Consider the following 15307-nt stretch of genomic DNA (forward strand, 5'->3'; position numbering starts at 1 on the left):
CGATTCTTCCTGGTACGGTTCGTAACATGAGTTCGACAGGACGGGACGGCCGCGCCACCCGCTGGGACAGCCATCGCCGCGAGCGCCGGCGCGAGCTGCTCCGCGCCGTGCGCGCGGCTATCGCCGCCTTCGGCGAGGACGTCACGATGGAGCAGATCTCGCAGTACTCGGGCACCTCGAAGCCGGTCCTCTACCGCTACTTCGGCGACCGCCGGGGCCTGCGCCTGGCCATGGGCGAATGGGCGATGAGCACGATCCGCCGCCGCCTCCAGGAGGCCGAGGCGCCCGACAGCAGCCCGCGCGCCGTCCTCTACGCGATGATCAGCGCGTACGCCGAGCTCGCGGCCGCCGGGCCCGACGTCTACCGGTTCTGCAACCCCGCCGTCGCCGCCACGGACGAGCCGCCGTCGGGCGACGAGGCCCCGGGCGGCGGCTTCTTCGCCGACATCACCGGCCTGCTCTGCGAGCGGCTGGGCCTCACCGAGCCCACCGAGGTGCTCTGGGGCTGCGGCGCCATCGGCTTCGTGCGCGCCGCCACCGACCAGTGGCTCCACGCCCCAGCCGACCTGCCCGCCTTCGCCGGCCGGGTCGCCGACTGGCTCGCCGCCTCCGCGCCGGCACCGGCCGGGCGGCCCACGCACGCACACGCAACCGCCACGTCCCCAAGGAGGACACCATGACCGCTGCGAACCACCGGCTCGACCTCGACACGGGCTTCCTCGGCGCGCTCCTCGACGGCCCCCACGCGGACAAGCGCCACCGTGGCCGCGAGGTCGCCGAGCACGCCGACGCGCACCTGCCCGACGACCTCACTCTCGACCAGAAGCGCGAGGCGACGAAGGACGCGCTCCACCACGTCGTCGACTCCGGCATGACGCAGCTGCCGCTGCCCGTGGACGCGGGCGGCAAGAACGACCACGCGGGCTACGTGTCGGGCTTCGAGGAGCTCGTGGCCAGCTCGCCCAGCCTCCAGATCAAGGCCGGCGTGCAGTTCGGGCTCTTCGGCGGCGCCATCCAGCACCTGGGCAACGCCGAGCAGCAGGCGAAGTGGCTGCTCCCCGCCCTCAAGGGCGAGCTGCTCGGCAGCTTCGCGATGACCGAGATCGGCCACGGCTCCGACGTCGCCTCCCTGGGCACCACGGCCCTGTACGATCCCGCGGATGACTCGTTCGTCCTCCACACCCCGTTCCGCGCGGCGACGAAGGAGTACATCGGCAACGCCGCCTGCCACGCCCAGGCCGCCGTCGTCTTCGCCAAGCTCATCGTCGACGGGGTGGACCACGGCGTGCACGTGCTGTTCGTGCCGGTGCGCGATGAGGACGGGGCGCCCATGCCCGGCGTGTCGTTCGAGGACGACGGGTACAAGGGCGGCCTGCCCGGCGTCGACAACGGCCGCATCGCGTTCGACCACGTGCGCGTCCCGCGCACCAACCTGCTCGACCGCTACGGCGCCGTGGACGCGGACGGCGTCTACTCCTCCCCCATCGAGTCCCCCGGCCGCCGGTTCTTCACGATGCTCTCGACCCTTGTCCAGGGCCGCGTGTCGCTGGACGGCGCGGCGACGGTGGCGGAGAAGCTCGCCCTCGACATCGCGATCCGCTACGGGCTCGAGCGCCGCCAGTTCAGCGGCGCGGGCGACGCGGAGACCGTGCTCCTCGACTACGGCCGCCATCAGCGTAGGCTCATGCCGCGCCTGGCCCGCGCCTACGCCGATGCCTTCGCCCACGAGAAGCTGCTGGAGAGCTTCCAGGCCGTCTTCTCCGGCGCCGATGACTCGGAGGCCGCCCAGCAGCGCCTCGAGACCGAGGCCGCGGGCTTCAAGGCGATGACGACGTGGAACGCGCTCGACACGATCCAGGTGTGCCGCGAGGCCTGCGGCGGGGCCGGCTTCATGGCGGAGAACCGCCTCGTCGGCCTCCACGCGGACCTCGATGTCTTCGCGACGTTCGAGGGCGACAACACGGTCCTGCTCCAGCTCGTGGGCAAGCGCCTGCTGGGCGACTACTCGGAGGAGCTGCGCCACATCGACTTCGGCGGCGCGGCGCGCCTCATCGGCTCCCAGGCCGCGGAGTACTCCCTCTACCGCTCCGGCCTGGCCAATGTGGGGCGCACGATCGGCGATCTGTTCACCCCGGCGCTCAACGCCTCGCGGATCCGCTCGGGCAAGATGCAGGAGGCCCTGCTGGCCAGCCGCGTCGAGTCGATGGTCGCGCAGGTCGCCCAGGACCTGCGCCCGGCGGCCAAGGCGGACCCGGCCACAGCGGCCGCGCTGTTCAACGACAACCAGCACGCGCTCATCGAGGCCGCCCAGGCCTACGTCGAGCTGCTCAAGTGGCAGGCGCTCAACGAGGCGATGCACGCGGTGGATGCGAAGGCCCACCCGAGCGAGGCGAAGGTGCTCCGGCGCATCCGCGACCTCTTCGGGCTCAGCCTCATCGAGGAGCACATCGGCTGGCACATCATGTTCGGCCGCCTGTCGATGGCCCGCGCCCGCCAGATCGGCCCGGCGATCGACCGCCTGTGCCGCAAGCTGCGCGACAACGCCGCGGAGCTCGTGGGCGCGTTCGGCTACGGCCCGGCCCAGCGCCGCTCCGCGATCGCCGAGGGCGCCGAGGCCGAGCGCCAGGAGGAGGCGGCGGAGTACCTGCGCCGCGAGCGGGCCAAGGCCGATGCCCCGGTCGACGAGAAGGTCCTCCACCGCCGCCGGAAGGCCGAGGCGAAGGCGGCCAAGGGCGCCCAGAAATCCTGAGCCCCGCTGGCAGTGGTCGCCACCGGAGAGGGTCCGGACGCCGCGCTCCGGCGGGCCGGGCGGCTCAGTGAGCGAGCAGCGCGGCGAGCACCTCGCCCACCGCGTGCGATTCCGTGAGGAAGCCGTCGTGGCCGGCGGCGGTGGCGATGAGCGCGTAGTCCACCCGGCCGGGCAGCGCCTGGGCGAGCTGCTCGACCTGGCCCGGCGGGTAGAGCCGGTCGCTTGACAGGGCGGCCACGGAGAACCGGCAGCGCGCGCCGGCCAGTGCCTCGGCGAGGTCGGCCGAGCGCCCGCGGCGCACATCGTGATCGCGCAGCGCGGCCGTGAGCACCGCGTAGGAGTTCGCATCGAAGCGGGCCACGAGCTTGTTCGCCTGATAGTCGAGATAGCTCTCGATCGCGTAGGCGCCCGGCGCCCCGGCCCCCGCACTCGGAACGGCCCCTGCGCGCGCACCCGCCTCCGCGCTCGCACCGGGCTGGAGGTCGCGACCGAAGCGCTCGTTGAGGTCCGCGTCCGCCCGGTAGGTGAGGTGGGCGATCTGGCGGGCGAGGCCCAGCCCGGCGGCCGGGCACCGGCCGAGCGCCGCGTAGTCCCCGCCGCAGTAGTCGGGGTCCATGCGAATCGCGCGGAGCTGGGCGTGGGCCCAGGCGATCTGGTCGGCCTGCGAGTAGGCGGGTGCGGCGAGGATCCCCGCCCGCGCGACCCGCTGCGGGGCGAGCAGCGCGAGCTCCAGGGCGCGGGCGCCGCCCATCGACCCGCCGATCACCGCGTGCCAGCGCTCGATGCCCAGCGCATCGGACAGGGCGAGCTCCGCGCGCGCCATGTCCCGGATGCCCACGCGGGGAAAGCGCGAACCGTAGGGCAGCCCGTCGGCGGCGGTGCTCGCGGGGCCCGTGCTCCCGGAGCAGCCGCCCAGCGTGTTGGCGCACACGACGAAGAACTCGTCGGTGTCGATCGCGCGGCCGGGGCCCACGACGGCCTCCCACCACCCCGGCGCGAACGCCCCGCTGCCGTCCACGCCCGCCGAGGCCACGTGCGAGTCGCCGGTGAGCGCGTGCTCGACGAGCACGGCGTTCGTGCCCGCCGCATTCAGGCGCCCGTAGGCCTCGTAGGCCAGGTGGACGGCCGGCAGCCGCTGTCCCGATTCGAGGCGGAACGCGCCGAGGTCCACGGCGGAGGTGTGCACACTCAGTGCCATGGAACTCAGCCGCGGGCGGCGGCGAAGCCCTTCTCGAGGTCGGCGATGAGGTCATCGGCCCCCTCGAGGCCCACCGAGAGCCGCACGAGCGCCGGGGTGACCCCGGAGGCCGCCTGCGCCTGCTCCCCCAGCTGGGAGTGGGTGGTGGAGGCGGGGTGGATGACGAGCGAGCGGGTGTCGCCGATGTTCGCGACGTGGGAGTGCAGCTCGAGCGCGTCGACGAAGGCCACCGCGGCGTCGTAGCCGCCGGCGATCTCGAAGGCCAGCACCGAGCCGACGCCGCGGGGCAGGTACTTCTGCGCCAGGCCGTGCCACGGGCTCGAGGCCAGCCCGGCGTAGTTGACGGACTCCACCTGCTCGTGGGCCTCGAGGTAGGCCGCGATGCGCTCGGCGTTGGCGACGTGGCGCTCGATGCGCAGGCTCAGCGTCTCGAGTCCCTGGCTGAGGAGGAACGCGTTGAACGGCGAGGCGGCCGGCCCCAGGTCGCGCAGCAGCTGGACGCGGGCCTTGATCGCGTAGGAGACGTTGGCCCCGAACGCGGAGTCGGCGCCCAGGTCCCGCCCGAAGACGATGCCGTTGTAGGACTCGTCGGGCGTGTTGAAGCCCGGGAACTTCTCCGGCTCGGCCGTGTAGTCGAAGTTGCCCGAGTCCACGATGACCCCGGCGATCGCGGTGCCGTGGCCGCCCAGGTACTTCGTGGCCGAGTGGACGACGACGTCCGCGCCGTGCTCGATGGGCCGCACGAGGTACGGGGTGGCCAGCGTGTTGTCGACGATGAGCGGCACGCCCGCCTCGTGGGCGATCTGGGCGACGCCCGCGATGTCGAGGACGTCGGAGCGCGGGTTGGACACGACCTCGCCGAAGAGCGCACGGGTCTCCGGCCGCAGGGCGTCCCGCCACGCCTCGAGGTCACTGGGGTCTGTCACGAACGTCGTCTCGATGCCGAGCTTGCGCAGCGTGACGTCGAGGAGGTTGTACGTCCCGCCGTAGAGGCTGGGGCTCGCCACCACGTGGTCGCCCGCGCCCAGGACGTTGATGAGGGCGAGGAACTCCGCGGACTGGCCCGAGGCGGTCAGCACGGCGCCCACGCCGCCCTCGAGGTCCGCGATCCGGTTCTCCACCGCCTCGAGCGTCGGGTTGCCCAGCCGGGAGTAGATGGGCCCGAGGTCGGCCAGGGCGAACCGGTCCGCGGCGGTCTGCGCGGAGTCGAAGACGAACGAGGTCGTCTGGTAGATGGGCAGGGCGCGCGCCCCGGTGGCGGAATCGGGCTCCTGGCCCGCGTGGATCTGGCGGGTCTCGAAGGACAGGTCGCTCATGAGGGGCTCCTCGCTGTGGCGGTGTGGCTTGGGCTGCGGCACGCGGATGCGCGTGCCCGACACCACGCACGCTAGGAGAGGCCGCCGAGGCGCCCCGGCGGGTTCGTCATGCGCGCGTCACCGGGCGTCATGGGGCGTCACAGGGGCGGGCGCCGGGTTTGCGCCCTGCCGGGTGCGGTGGAGCTCGGGTGAACCGGCCGGGCGGGGCCTCAGAAGAGCCAGACGAGCATGCCGGCGTAGGAGCGCCAGGGCCGGCAGCCCTCCGCGTCGATGCCGCGCAGGTACATGTCCCCGCCCAGCCACACGTCCGGGTCGCGCAGCAGGCGCATGCGCACGTAGCCGGCGCTCCACTCGCCCACGCCCGCATAGGCGCTCAGCGCGGCGGCCGGGTCGTCCGCGCTCGCGTCCGCTCCTGTCGATCGTGCACCGGACTCCAGGACCAGCCGGCCGGCGGCGAGGTCCGCGGCGAGCGCGCGGATCGCCTCGGTGCTGCGGGCCGGCAGGCGCAGGGGGCGAGCGGGATCGGGCTTGCCGGGCACGGCCGGTGGGATCCCCTCGGCCAGCTGGGCGGCGGTGGGGACGAGCACGCTGAGCCCCTCGAAGGCGCTGGCGGAGCCCCCGGGCCGGTAGGGGGTGCCGAGGTGCTCGGCGGCCTCCCCCAGGTAGCCGACGGCCCGGGCCACGGCGATCTGCTGCCCGCTGATCGCGCGCAGCAGGGCCTCGGGCGCATCCGGGATGCCGGGCACCCTCACGCCCGGCCGCGCGGCGATGGCCTGCGCGGTGAGCGGATTGCCCGCCAGTGCGGCGCCCACCGCCGCCGGGTCCGTGTCGAGGTCGAACAGGGCGCGCACGGTGGCCAGCGCGGCATCCGCGTCGTCCTCGCGGGCCAGCTCCAGGCGGGCGCGGGCGGCCCAGCGCTGGGTGGCCGGTGCCTCGGCGGCCGGCGCGTGCGCTGCCGTCACCTGCGCTGCGGGTGTGCGCGGCGCCGGCGCGAAGGTCACCTCGCAGGCCCCGGGGCCGCCCGGCAGGTGGAGCGTGCGGGCGTAGCGCAGGCGGCCGCCCGGCAGCCGCTGCGCGTGCTCGACACCGCGGATCGCGCGGTGGGACAGGAAGGCGAAGACACCGGGGGCATCGTACGGGGCGGGCAGTGCGAGGTCGCGCTCTTCCATGGGGTGGACCCTAGCGGGTGCCCGCCCACGGGTGCGCGTCCGCGAGCGTCTCGGCCCCGCGGATGGGGGCGGGGCAGGGTGGCGGGTTCAGAGGGGGCGCTTGAATCCCGTGTGGCTGGCCGCGTAGCCCAGTGAGGCGTAGAAGCGGTGGGCCCCGGTGCGCGTGGCATCGGAGGTCAGCTGGGCGAGCACCGCACCGTGCCGGCGGCCCCAGGCGTGTGCCCAGTTCAAGGCGGCGGTGCCCAGGCCCGTGCCGCGGACGCCCGCGGCGAGCCGGACCGCCTCGATCTGCAGCCGCGTGGCGCCGCCGCGCGCCAGACCCGGGATGAGCGTGAGCTGCAGGGTGCCGCAGACGTCCCCGCCCTCGTCGGCGATCACGAGGAGCAGCTGCTGGGGGTCCGCGTCGATCCGATCGAACGCGGCGAGATACTGCTCCCGGTCCGCGGTCTCGCGCTCGCGGCCGAGCGGGTCGTCGGCCAGCAGGGCCACGATGGCCCCCACATCGTCGCGCCGGGCACGGGCAAGGGCGAATGCCCGCCCATCGGCCGTCAGCTGCTCCATGGCCCCATGATCGCAGGCCCCTGATCGCAGCCGCGGAGGCGTTCGGCCCCACCGCGCGGGCTCGGGTGCGCGGCCCGGCGCCTACCGGAAGTTGCGCGAGGCCACGGGCAGTTCGACGTCGAGCGGCACGAGCTTGTGCGCGTAGAGGCTCACGACCTCGCCGGCGCGCTGGAGCAGGCCCGTGACGACGAGCGTGGCGCGGGTGAGCGAGATGGGAGCGAAGCGCTTCATGAGCCCCGGGCTGCACACGACGTTGAGCATCCCGAACTCGTCTTCGATGTTCATGAACGTGATCCCCGAGGCGGTCCCGGGCCGCTGACGGTGCGTGATGATGCCGGCCACGGTGATCCGTTGGCCGTCGGACGCCGCGCGGGCGTCCGCGGTCGAGGCGTACCCCCGGGCCCGCAGCGCCCCGCGCAGCTGCTGTGTGGGGTACCCGTCGACCGTGAGGCCCGTGGCGAAGAGCTCCGCGAGTGTGACGTCGAAGGCGCCCATGAGCGGCAGGGCGGGCGCCGTGTGGACGGGCGAGGTGCCCGGCAGGGTCGCCGGCCCGGCCCCGGAGAGCGAGCCGGCGAGCCACAGGGCCTGCCGGCGGTCGAGCCCGAAGCAGTCGAATGCGCCCGCCGTGGCCAGGGCCTCGAGCACGCGCACCTCGACCCCGGTGCGCTGGGCCACGTCCTCGACGCTTCCGTAGGCGCCGTGGGCGCGCTCGGCGACGAGCGCCTCGGCGGCATCGCCCACGCCCTTGACCGCGCGCAGGCCGATCCGGATGGCGAACCCGCCCGTGGAGTCCGGGTCCGGTTCGAGGTCCGCCTCCTCCTGGGAGCGGGCGATGTCGACGGGCCGGATGCCCACGCCGTGGCGGCGGGCGTCCGCGATGAGGGACTGCGGCGAGTAGAAGCCCATGGGCTGGCTGCGCAGCAGGCCGGCCGTGAACGCCGCGGGGTGGTGGCGCTTGAACCAGGCGGAGTCGTAGACGAGGTTGGCGAAGCTGATCGCGTGGCTCTCCGGGAAGCCGTAGTTGGCGAACGCCGCGATCTTGCCGAAGATGACCTCGGCGAGCTCGGGTCCGATCCCCCGCTGGGCGCAGCCCGCGTCGAAGCGCTCGCGCAGCGCCTTCATGCGCGCCTGGGAGCGCCGCGAGCCCATGGCCCGGCGCAGCTCGTCGGCGTCCGCCCCGGAGAATCCCGCCACGTCGATCGCCATCTGCATGAGCTGCTCCTGGAACAGCGGCACGCCCAGCGTCTTGCCGAGCGAGGACTCGAGCGCGGGGTGGAGGAAGTCCACGGGCTCCTCGCCCTGGCGCCGGCGGATGTAGGGGTGGACGGAGCCGCCCTGGATGGGGCCGGGGCGGATGAGCGCCACCTGCACCGCGAGGTCGTAGAAGGTGCGCGGGCGCAGGCGCGGCAGTGTGGCCAGCTGGGCGCGGGACTCCACCTGGAAGACGCCCACCGCATCGGCCGCGCACAGCATGTCGTAGACCTCCGGGTCCTCCTGCGGGATGGCGGGCCGCTCGATGCGCTCTCCGGTGTGCGCGGCGACGAGGTCGACCATCTCGTGCAGCGCGCCCAGCATCCCCAGGCCCAGCAGGTCGAACTTCACGAGGTTCATGGCCGCGCAGTCGTCCTTGTCCCACTGGACGACCGTGCGGTCCTCCATCGTGGCGGGCTCGATGGGCACCACCTCGCCGATGGGCCGGTCCGCGAGGATCATCCCGCCGGAGTGGATGCCCAGGTGGCGCGGGGTGCCCAGGAGCTCCCCGGCGAGGTCGAGGACGGGGGCGGGGACGTGGGTCTCCGCGGGCTCCGGCAGGCTCGACCAGCGCGCGAGGCCCTTGGAGAACGCGTCCTGCTGGCCGGGGTCGAAGCCGAGGGCGCCCGCGGCGTCGCGCACGGAGGACTTGGCGCGGTAGGTGATGACGTTGGCCACCTGGGCGGCGCGGTCGCGGCCGTAGTGGGCGTAGGTGTACTGGATGACCTCCTCGCGGCGGGCGGACTCGATGTCGATGTCGATGTCCGGATAGCCCTCCCGCTCCGGGGAGAGGAAGCGGTCGAAGAGCAGCCCGAAGCGCACGGCGTCGACCGCGGTGATCCCCAGGACGTAGCAGACGGCGGAGTTCGCGGCCGAGCCGCGGCCCTGGCAGAAGATGTCGTTGTCGTGGCAGAAGCGGGCGATGTCCCAGACGATGAGGAAGTAGCCGGCGAAGCCCATCGCCTCGATCGTGGCGAGCTCCCGGTCGAGCAGCGCCCAGGCGTCCGGGCGTCCGGCGCGGTCGCCGTAGCGGCGCAGGGCCCCGGCGGCGACGAGCTCGCGCAGCCGCTCCATCTCATCCGCCCCCTCCGGCACGGGTGCCCGGGGCAGGCCCGCGCGGGCGGCCGTGAGCTCGAACGCGCACTCGGCGGCGAGGCGGGCGGCCGCGGCGACGGGCTCCGGGCCGAAGCGCTGGACCATCTCCTCCGGCGTGTGGATGCGCCCGGCCGCGGCGGGCGGCAGCCAGCCCGCGAGCTGTTCGAGCGAGCGGTGGGAGCGGATCGCCGCGCGCAGCTGGGCGCCGCGGAACTGGGCGTGCCCGGCGTAGTGGACGGCATTCGTCGCCACGGCGGGCAGGTCGCAGCGGGCCGCGAGCTCGCGCAGGTGGGCGATGCGCTCGTCATCGCGCGGGTCGCCGGTGCGGGTGAGCTCGACGGCGACCCGGTCTGTCCCGAAGAGGTCCGTGAGCCGCCGCAGCGCGCCCAGCCCGCCGTCCGGATCGCCCAGGCGGGGCAGGAGGGGTCCCTTGCGGCAGCCGGTGAGGATGAGCCAGTCGGCGCGCTGGGCAGCGAGGGATTCGAGGTCGAAGACCGGGCGGTTCTTCTCCCCGCGCTGATTGCCCGCGGTGATCGCGGCGGACAGGGCGCGGTAGCCCTCCACACTGCGGGCGAGCACGAGGAGGTGCTCGGCGGCCGGGTCCACCTGGCCGGGGATCCGCTCGGCCAGCCCCAGGGAGAGCTCCGCCCCGTAGACGGTGGGCAGGCCGCGCGCGGCCGCGCGCTGGGCGAAGCGGACGGCGCCGTAGAGGCCGTTGTGGTCTGTGAGCGCGAGCCCGGACAGCCCCGCATCGGCCGCCGCATCGACGAGGTCCTCCGGTTCCGAGGCGCCGTCGAGGAAGCTGAAGTCCGAGTGCGCGTGCAGCTCCGCGTAGGCGATCGCGGGGGCCGCGTGCCGCGGGGTGGGCACCGGGGCACTGCCGGCGCCCGTGCTCTCGGGGGCCGCCGGGGCCGGCCGCGCACCGGGGCCGACAGAGCGCCCGGGCCCATCGGAGCCCCTCGGCCCCACGGAGACCGGCGGGGGCACCGCGGCAGGAGCGGCGCGGTGCGCGGGGGCCGTGCGGGCGGCGGTGGTCGGCTCGTCCTCGTAGCGCCGGGGCGCGCTCTTGCGGTCGGCGATGGGTGCGGGCTGCCCGGTGTTGGACTGCTGCCGGGAATTGGGCTGCTGCCGGGAGTCGGACTGCTGCGGGGGCGGGCTGGGCCGAGCGGCCGGGGCATTGGCCTGCCCGCCGGCGCGCACCTCGGCCCCGGGATGCGCCTGTCCCCCGGTGGGATCGGCCTCTCCCCCGGTGGAATCGGCCTCGGACCCTGCCCCGGGCTCGGTCCTGCGCCGGGCGCCGTTGTGCCGCGTGCCCGCGGGCGCGGGCTTGGCCGAGAGCCGCCGCTCGAGCTCCGACCACGTGGTGCGCGGGTTGAAGAAGCGGCTCATGCCCAGCGCCCCGTGATCGCCCACTGGCCCTGTTCCTTGGCCAGCAGCAGCGCTTCACCGGCGGCGGTGACCACCTGGAGGCGCACCCGATACTGGCGGTACTCCGGCTCCCACCACATCGCCTCGACCGGCCAGCTCGACGAGTAGTCGATGACGGGCACCGAGCCGGCCTCGGGGATCGCCAGGAGCGCGGGCTCGCTGTCGAGGCCCGAAGGGCGGGCGATGACCGTGTGCCCGCGCGCATCGAGGAGGTCGACCGGCGTGTGCTCGACGAGCGTGGGCCGCGGGCTGGGCAGCTCACCGGGCCAGGGTGCATCGGGGTCGCGCTCAGGGTGCGGGGCCTGCCGCCACGGGGTCCACAGGTTCGTCTCCGCGGGCTCGCGCCCGCCCTGCAGGCCGGGCACCAGCACGGCATCGGCGCCGAAGAGGCCCTGGAGCCGCTCGAGCGTGCGCCCCACCTCGCCGGTCTGGGCATCGAAGAGGTTGTGCTGGGCCGCCAGCGGTTCGAGCAGCTCGGCGGCGACGATCTCGATCGCGGCGATGCCGTCCTCGGCGAGCTCCGCGGGAGCATCCCCGGGGTCCGGCTGGGCCGCCCCCACCGCGCCCGAGGCGAGCCAGCCCTCCGCCTGCCAGCGCGCCCGGTCCGCGAGCTGGGTCTCCTCCATGGCCTCCAGGCGCCAGGTGCGCGCGCTCACGTCCCCCGTCGCGGCGGTGAGCGCGATCGTCGCCTGTGCGCACACGAGCCCGGCCGCGCGGACCTGGGCGAAGAGCGCGGCGGCCGCCTGGCGGGCGCTGAAGGAGAGCACATCGGAGCGGGTGGAGGCGGGTTCGACTACGGTGCGAGCGGAGAAGTCGCGGGCGCGCACGTGGTCGACGGGCAGCCGGTCGCTCAGTCCCGAGGCCAGCCGGTGGGCGCGGGCGCCCACGGCCCCGAAGCGGGCGTAGACGTCCCCGCCGGGCAGGGCGGCGAGATCGCCCAGCCGGTCGAGGCCCAGCCTGCGGCACAGGGAGGCGAACTCGGCGAAGTCCGCATCGGCCTCCGTCAGCGCGGCGATCGGCTGGCCCGCAAGGTAGTCGGGCGTCTGCCCCGGGGGCACGCGCGTGGCCGTGCGGGCGGCCAGGAGCGCGGCGAACGCGGAGTCGGCGAGGCCTGCGAAGACCTCCCAGCCGGTCGCATCGGTCAGGGCGGTGAGGACAGCTTCGACCGCGGCCTCCTCGTCCGGGCACGTGCGCGCCAGGGCGGCCGCCGGCAGGGCCACCGTGCCGGGGGCCATGAGCGTGAAGCGGGCGATGAGCCCCTCGAGGACTCCGATCCCCGCCGCAAACTCGCGGTGCTCGGCCTCGGTGTCGCGGGGCAGGGCGCGGGCGGCCGGGCAGCGGGTGCGCGCGGCGCGCTTGTTCAGCCCCACCTCCACGCCGGCCGCGCGGGCGGCGGCCGTGCAGGCGACCACCCGGTTGGCCGAGAGCGCGATGACGGGCTCGGCGGGCCCCAGGCCCAGGGACATGGCCAGGGCCGCCGCGGGCCAGTCCGGGACGGTGAGGATGAGCGTGCGCTGGGCCGCCGCGGCGGCGGGCGGGGGTGCGGTGAGCGCCGGTGGGGTCTCAGACAGCCCGGACCACCGCCTCGGCGGCTCCCGTGTCCGCGGGCAGCAGGAGGCGGTGGGCACCCGTGCGGGGGTGGGTGGCCGTGACGGCGCAGCGCCGCAGGCGCCCCCACCCCGCCGAGGTGCCCGTCCACTGGCCGGGCTCCGTTGCGATCTGCTCCGCGGCTCCGGCGAAGGGGCCCAGGCTGATGAGTGTCATGCGCCGCTCGCGGACCTTGGCGGCCAGCCGCGCGCGCTGCGCGGCCGAGGGTGCGAAGGCGGGGCGGGCGATGACGATGTCGAACGTCTCGACGAGGATGGACACGACGCGCAGCCAGTCCTCCCCCGGGGTGCGCAGGCTGATGAAGCGCTCGAGGTCCACGCCGAAGTCCGCCACCGAGGCCACGGCTGGCTCCCCCACGCCCACGGCCGCGGCCCAGTGCTGCTCCCGCGTGGCCCGTGCGACGCTCGCCAGCGCCAGCGAGAGCGCGTGGGGGCCCGTGAACTGGACGATCTCGCCCTGGGGCAGCCCGCCCCTGGCGAACAGAGGGCCCAGCACCTCGCTGACGGGGAAGGCGGGCCGCTGGGCGAACAGCTCGCGGCCGGTGCGCACGCCCGGCAGGCTGCTCAGCTGTGCGGTGAGCGCCTGGAGATCGGCTGCGGGGCGTGCGGACATGGCATCCAGTATCGAACGCCAGTTCGAATGAGGCAAGCCCGATTCGAATCCTCTTCGAATCCCCAGTTCAGGGGCCCTGGCGGGCAGGGCGACCTGTGGATGTGGCGACGCGGTGGCGCGACCGAGGCAGCGGGGGCAGTGACTTTGAAGCTGCCGGGGCGAGACCGCCGGCCCTGCGGGCGCAGCCCGCGGCAAGGCCAGGGACGCGATTCGAAAGCGGTGGGGCGCCCGCGCGGGCCACCCGAGCAGAACGCGGTACCGTACCCCCATGGCCCGCCGCACAGCAGAGCAACCGCCCGCGCAGCCGCGCCCCCTCACCGAGCGGGAGACCGCGGTCCTGCTCGCCATGATCGAGCACGCGACGGAAGACGAACCGACCCTCGACGACGCTGAGCCCTCCACTGTGACGCCGGCCCAGCGCGAGCGCTGGAGGGCGGCCGTCGGCGGCCTCGTCGTCACCGAGACATGCGGCTGCGGTACCTGCCCCACGATCACCCTGGCGCCGGAGGACGAGGCGAGCGGCACCTCGGCGGCGGAGGCCGGGATGCCCGGTGCCAATGGCGGCGGGAGCCCCCTCATGGCCTCGTCGGAAGGCGGCGTCCTCCTCCTCTTCGCAGACGAGCGCACGCCCCGCATGCTCGAGTTCGCCCCCGTGCAGGGCGGGGTGTTCGACGAGTTCCCGCCGCCTGCGCAGATCGTCTTCTAGGCCGGGCCGATCCCGCGGCGCATGCGCCCCGCAGCCGCAGGCGGGCGGCCCCGTAAGCTGGTGCCACCATGAGCCTGAGCATCGTCTTCCACACCCCGGAGATCCCCGGCAACACCGGCAACGCCATCCGCCTGGCAGCGGTCACGGGGGCCCACCTGCACCTCGTGGAGCCGCTGGGCTTCGACCTGAGCGACGCGAAGCTGCGGCGGGCGGGCCTCGACTACCACGACCTCGCGCACGTGAGCGTCCACCCCACCCTGGAGCACCTGTGGGAGGAGCTGGGCGACCGGCGCGTCATCGCCTTCACCACCCACACGTCCGAGCGGTTCGAGGACGTGTCCTATGATGCCGACGATGTGCTCATGTTCGGGCAGGAATCGACGGGGCTGCCCCCGGAGGTCGTGGCCGATGAGCACATCGACCTGCGGGTGCGCATCCCCATGCTGCCCTCGCGGCGCTCGCTCAACCTGGCGAACTCCGCCTCGATCGCCGTCTACGAGGCCTGGCGCCAGCTGGGCTATCCGGGCGGCGCATGAGGCGGCCGCGAGGCGGGAGCGCCCCGCACGGCACCGCCCCTGCTCTGCCCTGATCCGCACCCTCTGCTCCAAGGAGTTCCGCCCATGACCTCGTCCACCCCGCGTGCCCTCACGATCGCCGGTTCCGATGTCTCCGGCGGCGCCGGCCTCGAGGCCGACCTCGCCATGTTCGAGGAGTACGGCGTGTTCGGCGCCGCTGCGATCACGTGCATCGTGACGTTCGGCACGGGCGAGGCGGCGGGCACCGACGGTGAGGGCGAGGATGGGAGCGGTGACAGCGCGGGCGGCTTCGCCCACGACATCGCGTTCCTCGACACGGGCCTCGTGGCCAAGCAGCTCGAGTCCGCGCTGGCCATCCACCGCTTCGACGCCATCAAGTCCGGCATGCTGGGGTCCGTGGACACGGCGCTCATGCTCAGCCGCCGCCTGCGCGACAACCGCCTGCCCTATGTCTTCGACCCCGTACTCGTGTGCAAGGGCGCGGGCACGATGGTCGACCTCAAGGACCTCTTCGTCGAGCACCTCGTGCCGCAGGCCACCGTCATCACGCCCAACCTCGCCGAGGCCGCGCTGCTGGCCGGTGCAGAGTCCCTCACGAGCGTCGAGGAAATGGTCGAGGCCGCCAAGGCCATCCACGCGCAGGGCGCAGGCACAGTCGTCGTCAAGGGCGGCGCGCGGCTGGGAGGCGCCCAGGCCGTGGACGTCGTGTGGGACGGCACGACGCTGACCACGCTGAGCTCGCAGAAGGTCAACGACGAGCTCGTCAACGGGGCGGGCTGCTCGTTCGCCTCCTCGATCGCGGCGGGCCTGGCCACGGGCCGCAGCGTGCTCGACGCGGTGGTCTCCGCCAAGGAGCGGGTGGCCCATGGGATCGCGGCCTCCGTGCCGAACGCCACGGGCGTCAACTCGCTCAACCACGCCGCGTGGCGCATGGCCCCCACCCCCGCCGTCGAGGTGCGGGTCGCCTGAGCGGCGCCCGCTCCCGCTCCCCGCTTCTGCGCGAAGGACGGGGCCGGCCGCCTCGCGCTCTGCGCGCTCTGCCCCCGATCCGCACGCAAGGCGCACTTGCACAGCGAAG

The 15307-nt window shown here is 74.4% G+C and carries 12 protein-coding genes; 5 read left to right on the plus strand and 7 right to left on the minus strand.

What is annotated here, in order from left to right:
• Nucleotides 1-26: 26 nt before the first annotated feature.
• Together GSY69_RS02890 and GSY69_RS02895 are read left to right on the plus strand one after the other, a co-directional pair.
• On the plus strand, nt 27-680 hold the full coding sequence (locus tag GSY69_RS02890) for a TetR/AcrR family transcriptional regulator (protein ID WP_160952388.1): 654 nt from the start codon (nt 27-29) through the stop codon (nt 678-680).
• Nucleotides 677-2749 (plus strand): acyl-CoA dehydrogenase family protein, encoded by a 2073-nt coding sequence (locus GSY69_RS02895; protein ID WP_160952389.1) that lies wholly within the window; start codon nt 677-679, stop codon nt 2747-2749. Before GSY69_RS02890 ends, GSY69_RS02895 begins: the two co-directional genes overlap by 4 nt.
• Nucleotides 2750-2813: 64 nt before the next feature.
• On the opposite strand, the gene metX is transcribed toward GSY69_RS02895, so the two are convergent.
• From metX to GSY69_RS02930, 7 genes are all read right to left on the minus strand, one after another.
• Nucleotides 2814-3947, minus strand: coding sequence for a homoserine O-acetyltransferase MetX (gene metX / locus GSY69_RS02900; RefSeq protein ID WP_160952390.1), 1134 nt, complete (start codon nt 3945-3947; stop codon nt 2814-2816).
• 5 nt (nt 3948-3952) lie between these two features.
• On the minus strand, nt 3953-5263 hold the full coding sequence (locus GSY69_RS02905) for a bifunctional o-acetylhomoserine/o-acetylserine sulfhydrylase (RefSeq protein ID WP_160952391.1): 1311 nt from the start codon (nt 5261-5263) through the stop codon (nt 3953-3955).
• A gap of 209 nt (nt 5264-5472) precedes the next feature.
• Nucleotides 5473-6432 carry an AlkA N-terminal domain-containing protein gene (locus tag GSY69_RS02910; RefSeq protein ID WP_160952392.1) on the minus strand — a complete coding sequence of 320 codons (960 nt, stop codon included), beginning with the start codon at nt 6430-6432 and terminating at the stop codon, nt 5473-5475.
• A gap of 87 nt (nt 6433-6519) precedes the next feature.
• Nucleotides 6520-6993, minus strand: a complete 474-nt coding sequence (locus GSY69_RS02915) for a GNAT family N-acetyltransferase (protein WP_160952393.1) — start codon at nt 6991-6993, stop codon at nt 6520-6522.
• A gap of 81 nt (nt 6994-7074) precedes the next feature.
• Complete coding sequence (locus GSY69_RS02920) at nt 7075-10752, minus strand: error-prone DNA polymerase (protein ID WP_328698738.1); 3678 nt, start codon at nt 10750-10752, stop codon at nt 7075-7077.
• Nucleotides 10725-12395 carry a Y-family DNA polymerase gene (locus GSY69_RS02925; protein WP_328698739.1) on the minus strand — a complete coding sequence of 557 codons (1671 nt, stop codon included), beginning with the start codon at nt 12393-12395 and terminating at the stop codon, nt 10725-10727. The genes GSY69_RS02920 and GSY69_RS02925 overlap by 28 nt, the downstream gene beginning before the upstream one ends.
• Entirely contained in the window at nt 12331-12987 is a 657-nt protein-coding gene (locus GSY69_RS02930; RefSeq protein ID WP_160952394.1) for a porin, read from the minus strand. The genes GSY69_RS02925 and GSY69_RS02930 overlap by 65 nt, the downstream gene beginning before the upstream one ends.
• Nucleotides 12988-13255: 268 nt before the next feature.
• Here GSY69_RS02930 and GSY69_RS02935 point away from each other — a divergent pair, with 268 nt between their 5' ends.
• The 3 genes from GSY69_RS02935 to thiD all read left to right on the plus strand — a co-directional run bounded on the left by GSY69_RS02935 (nt 13256) and on the right by thiD (nt 15198).
• A complete protein-coding gene (locus GSY69_RS02935; RefSeq protein WP_160952395.1) occupies nt 13256-13693 on the plus strand; it encodes a hypothetical protein in 438 nt (145 codons plus the stop codon).
• Nucleotides 13694-13761: 68 nt separating this feature from the next.
• On the plus strand, nt 13762-14229 hold the full coding sequence (locus tag GSY69_RS02940; RefSeq protein WP_160952396.1) for a tRNA (cytidine(34)-2'-O)-methyltransferase: 468 nt from the start codon (nt 13762-13764) through the stop codon (nt 14227-14229).
• An 84-nt stretch (nt 14230-14313) separates the two neighbouring features.
• Nucleotides 14314-15198: a bifunctional hydroxymethylpyrimidine kinase/phosphomethylpyrimidine kinase gene (gene thiD, locus GSY69_RS02945; RefSeq protein WP_160952397.1), complete on the plus strand. Its 885-nt coding sequence runs from the start codon at nt 14314-14316 to the stop codon at nt 15196-15198.
• Nucleotides 15199-15307: the final 109 nt, after the last annotated feature.

Origin of the sequence: Brevibacterium rongguiense, assembly GCF_009857845.1 — a bacterium.
Lineage (GTDB): Bacteria > Actinomycetota > Actinomycetes > Actinomycetales > Brevibacteriaceae > Brevibacterium > Brevibacterium rongguiense.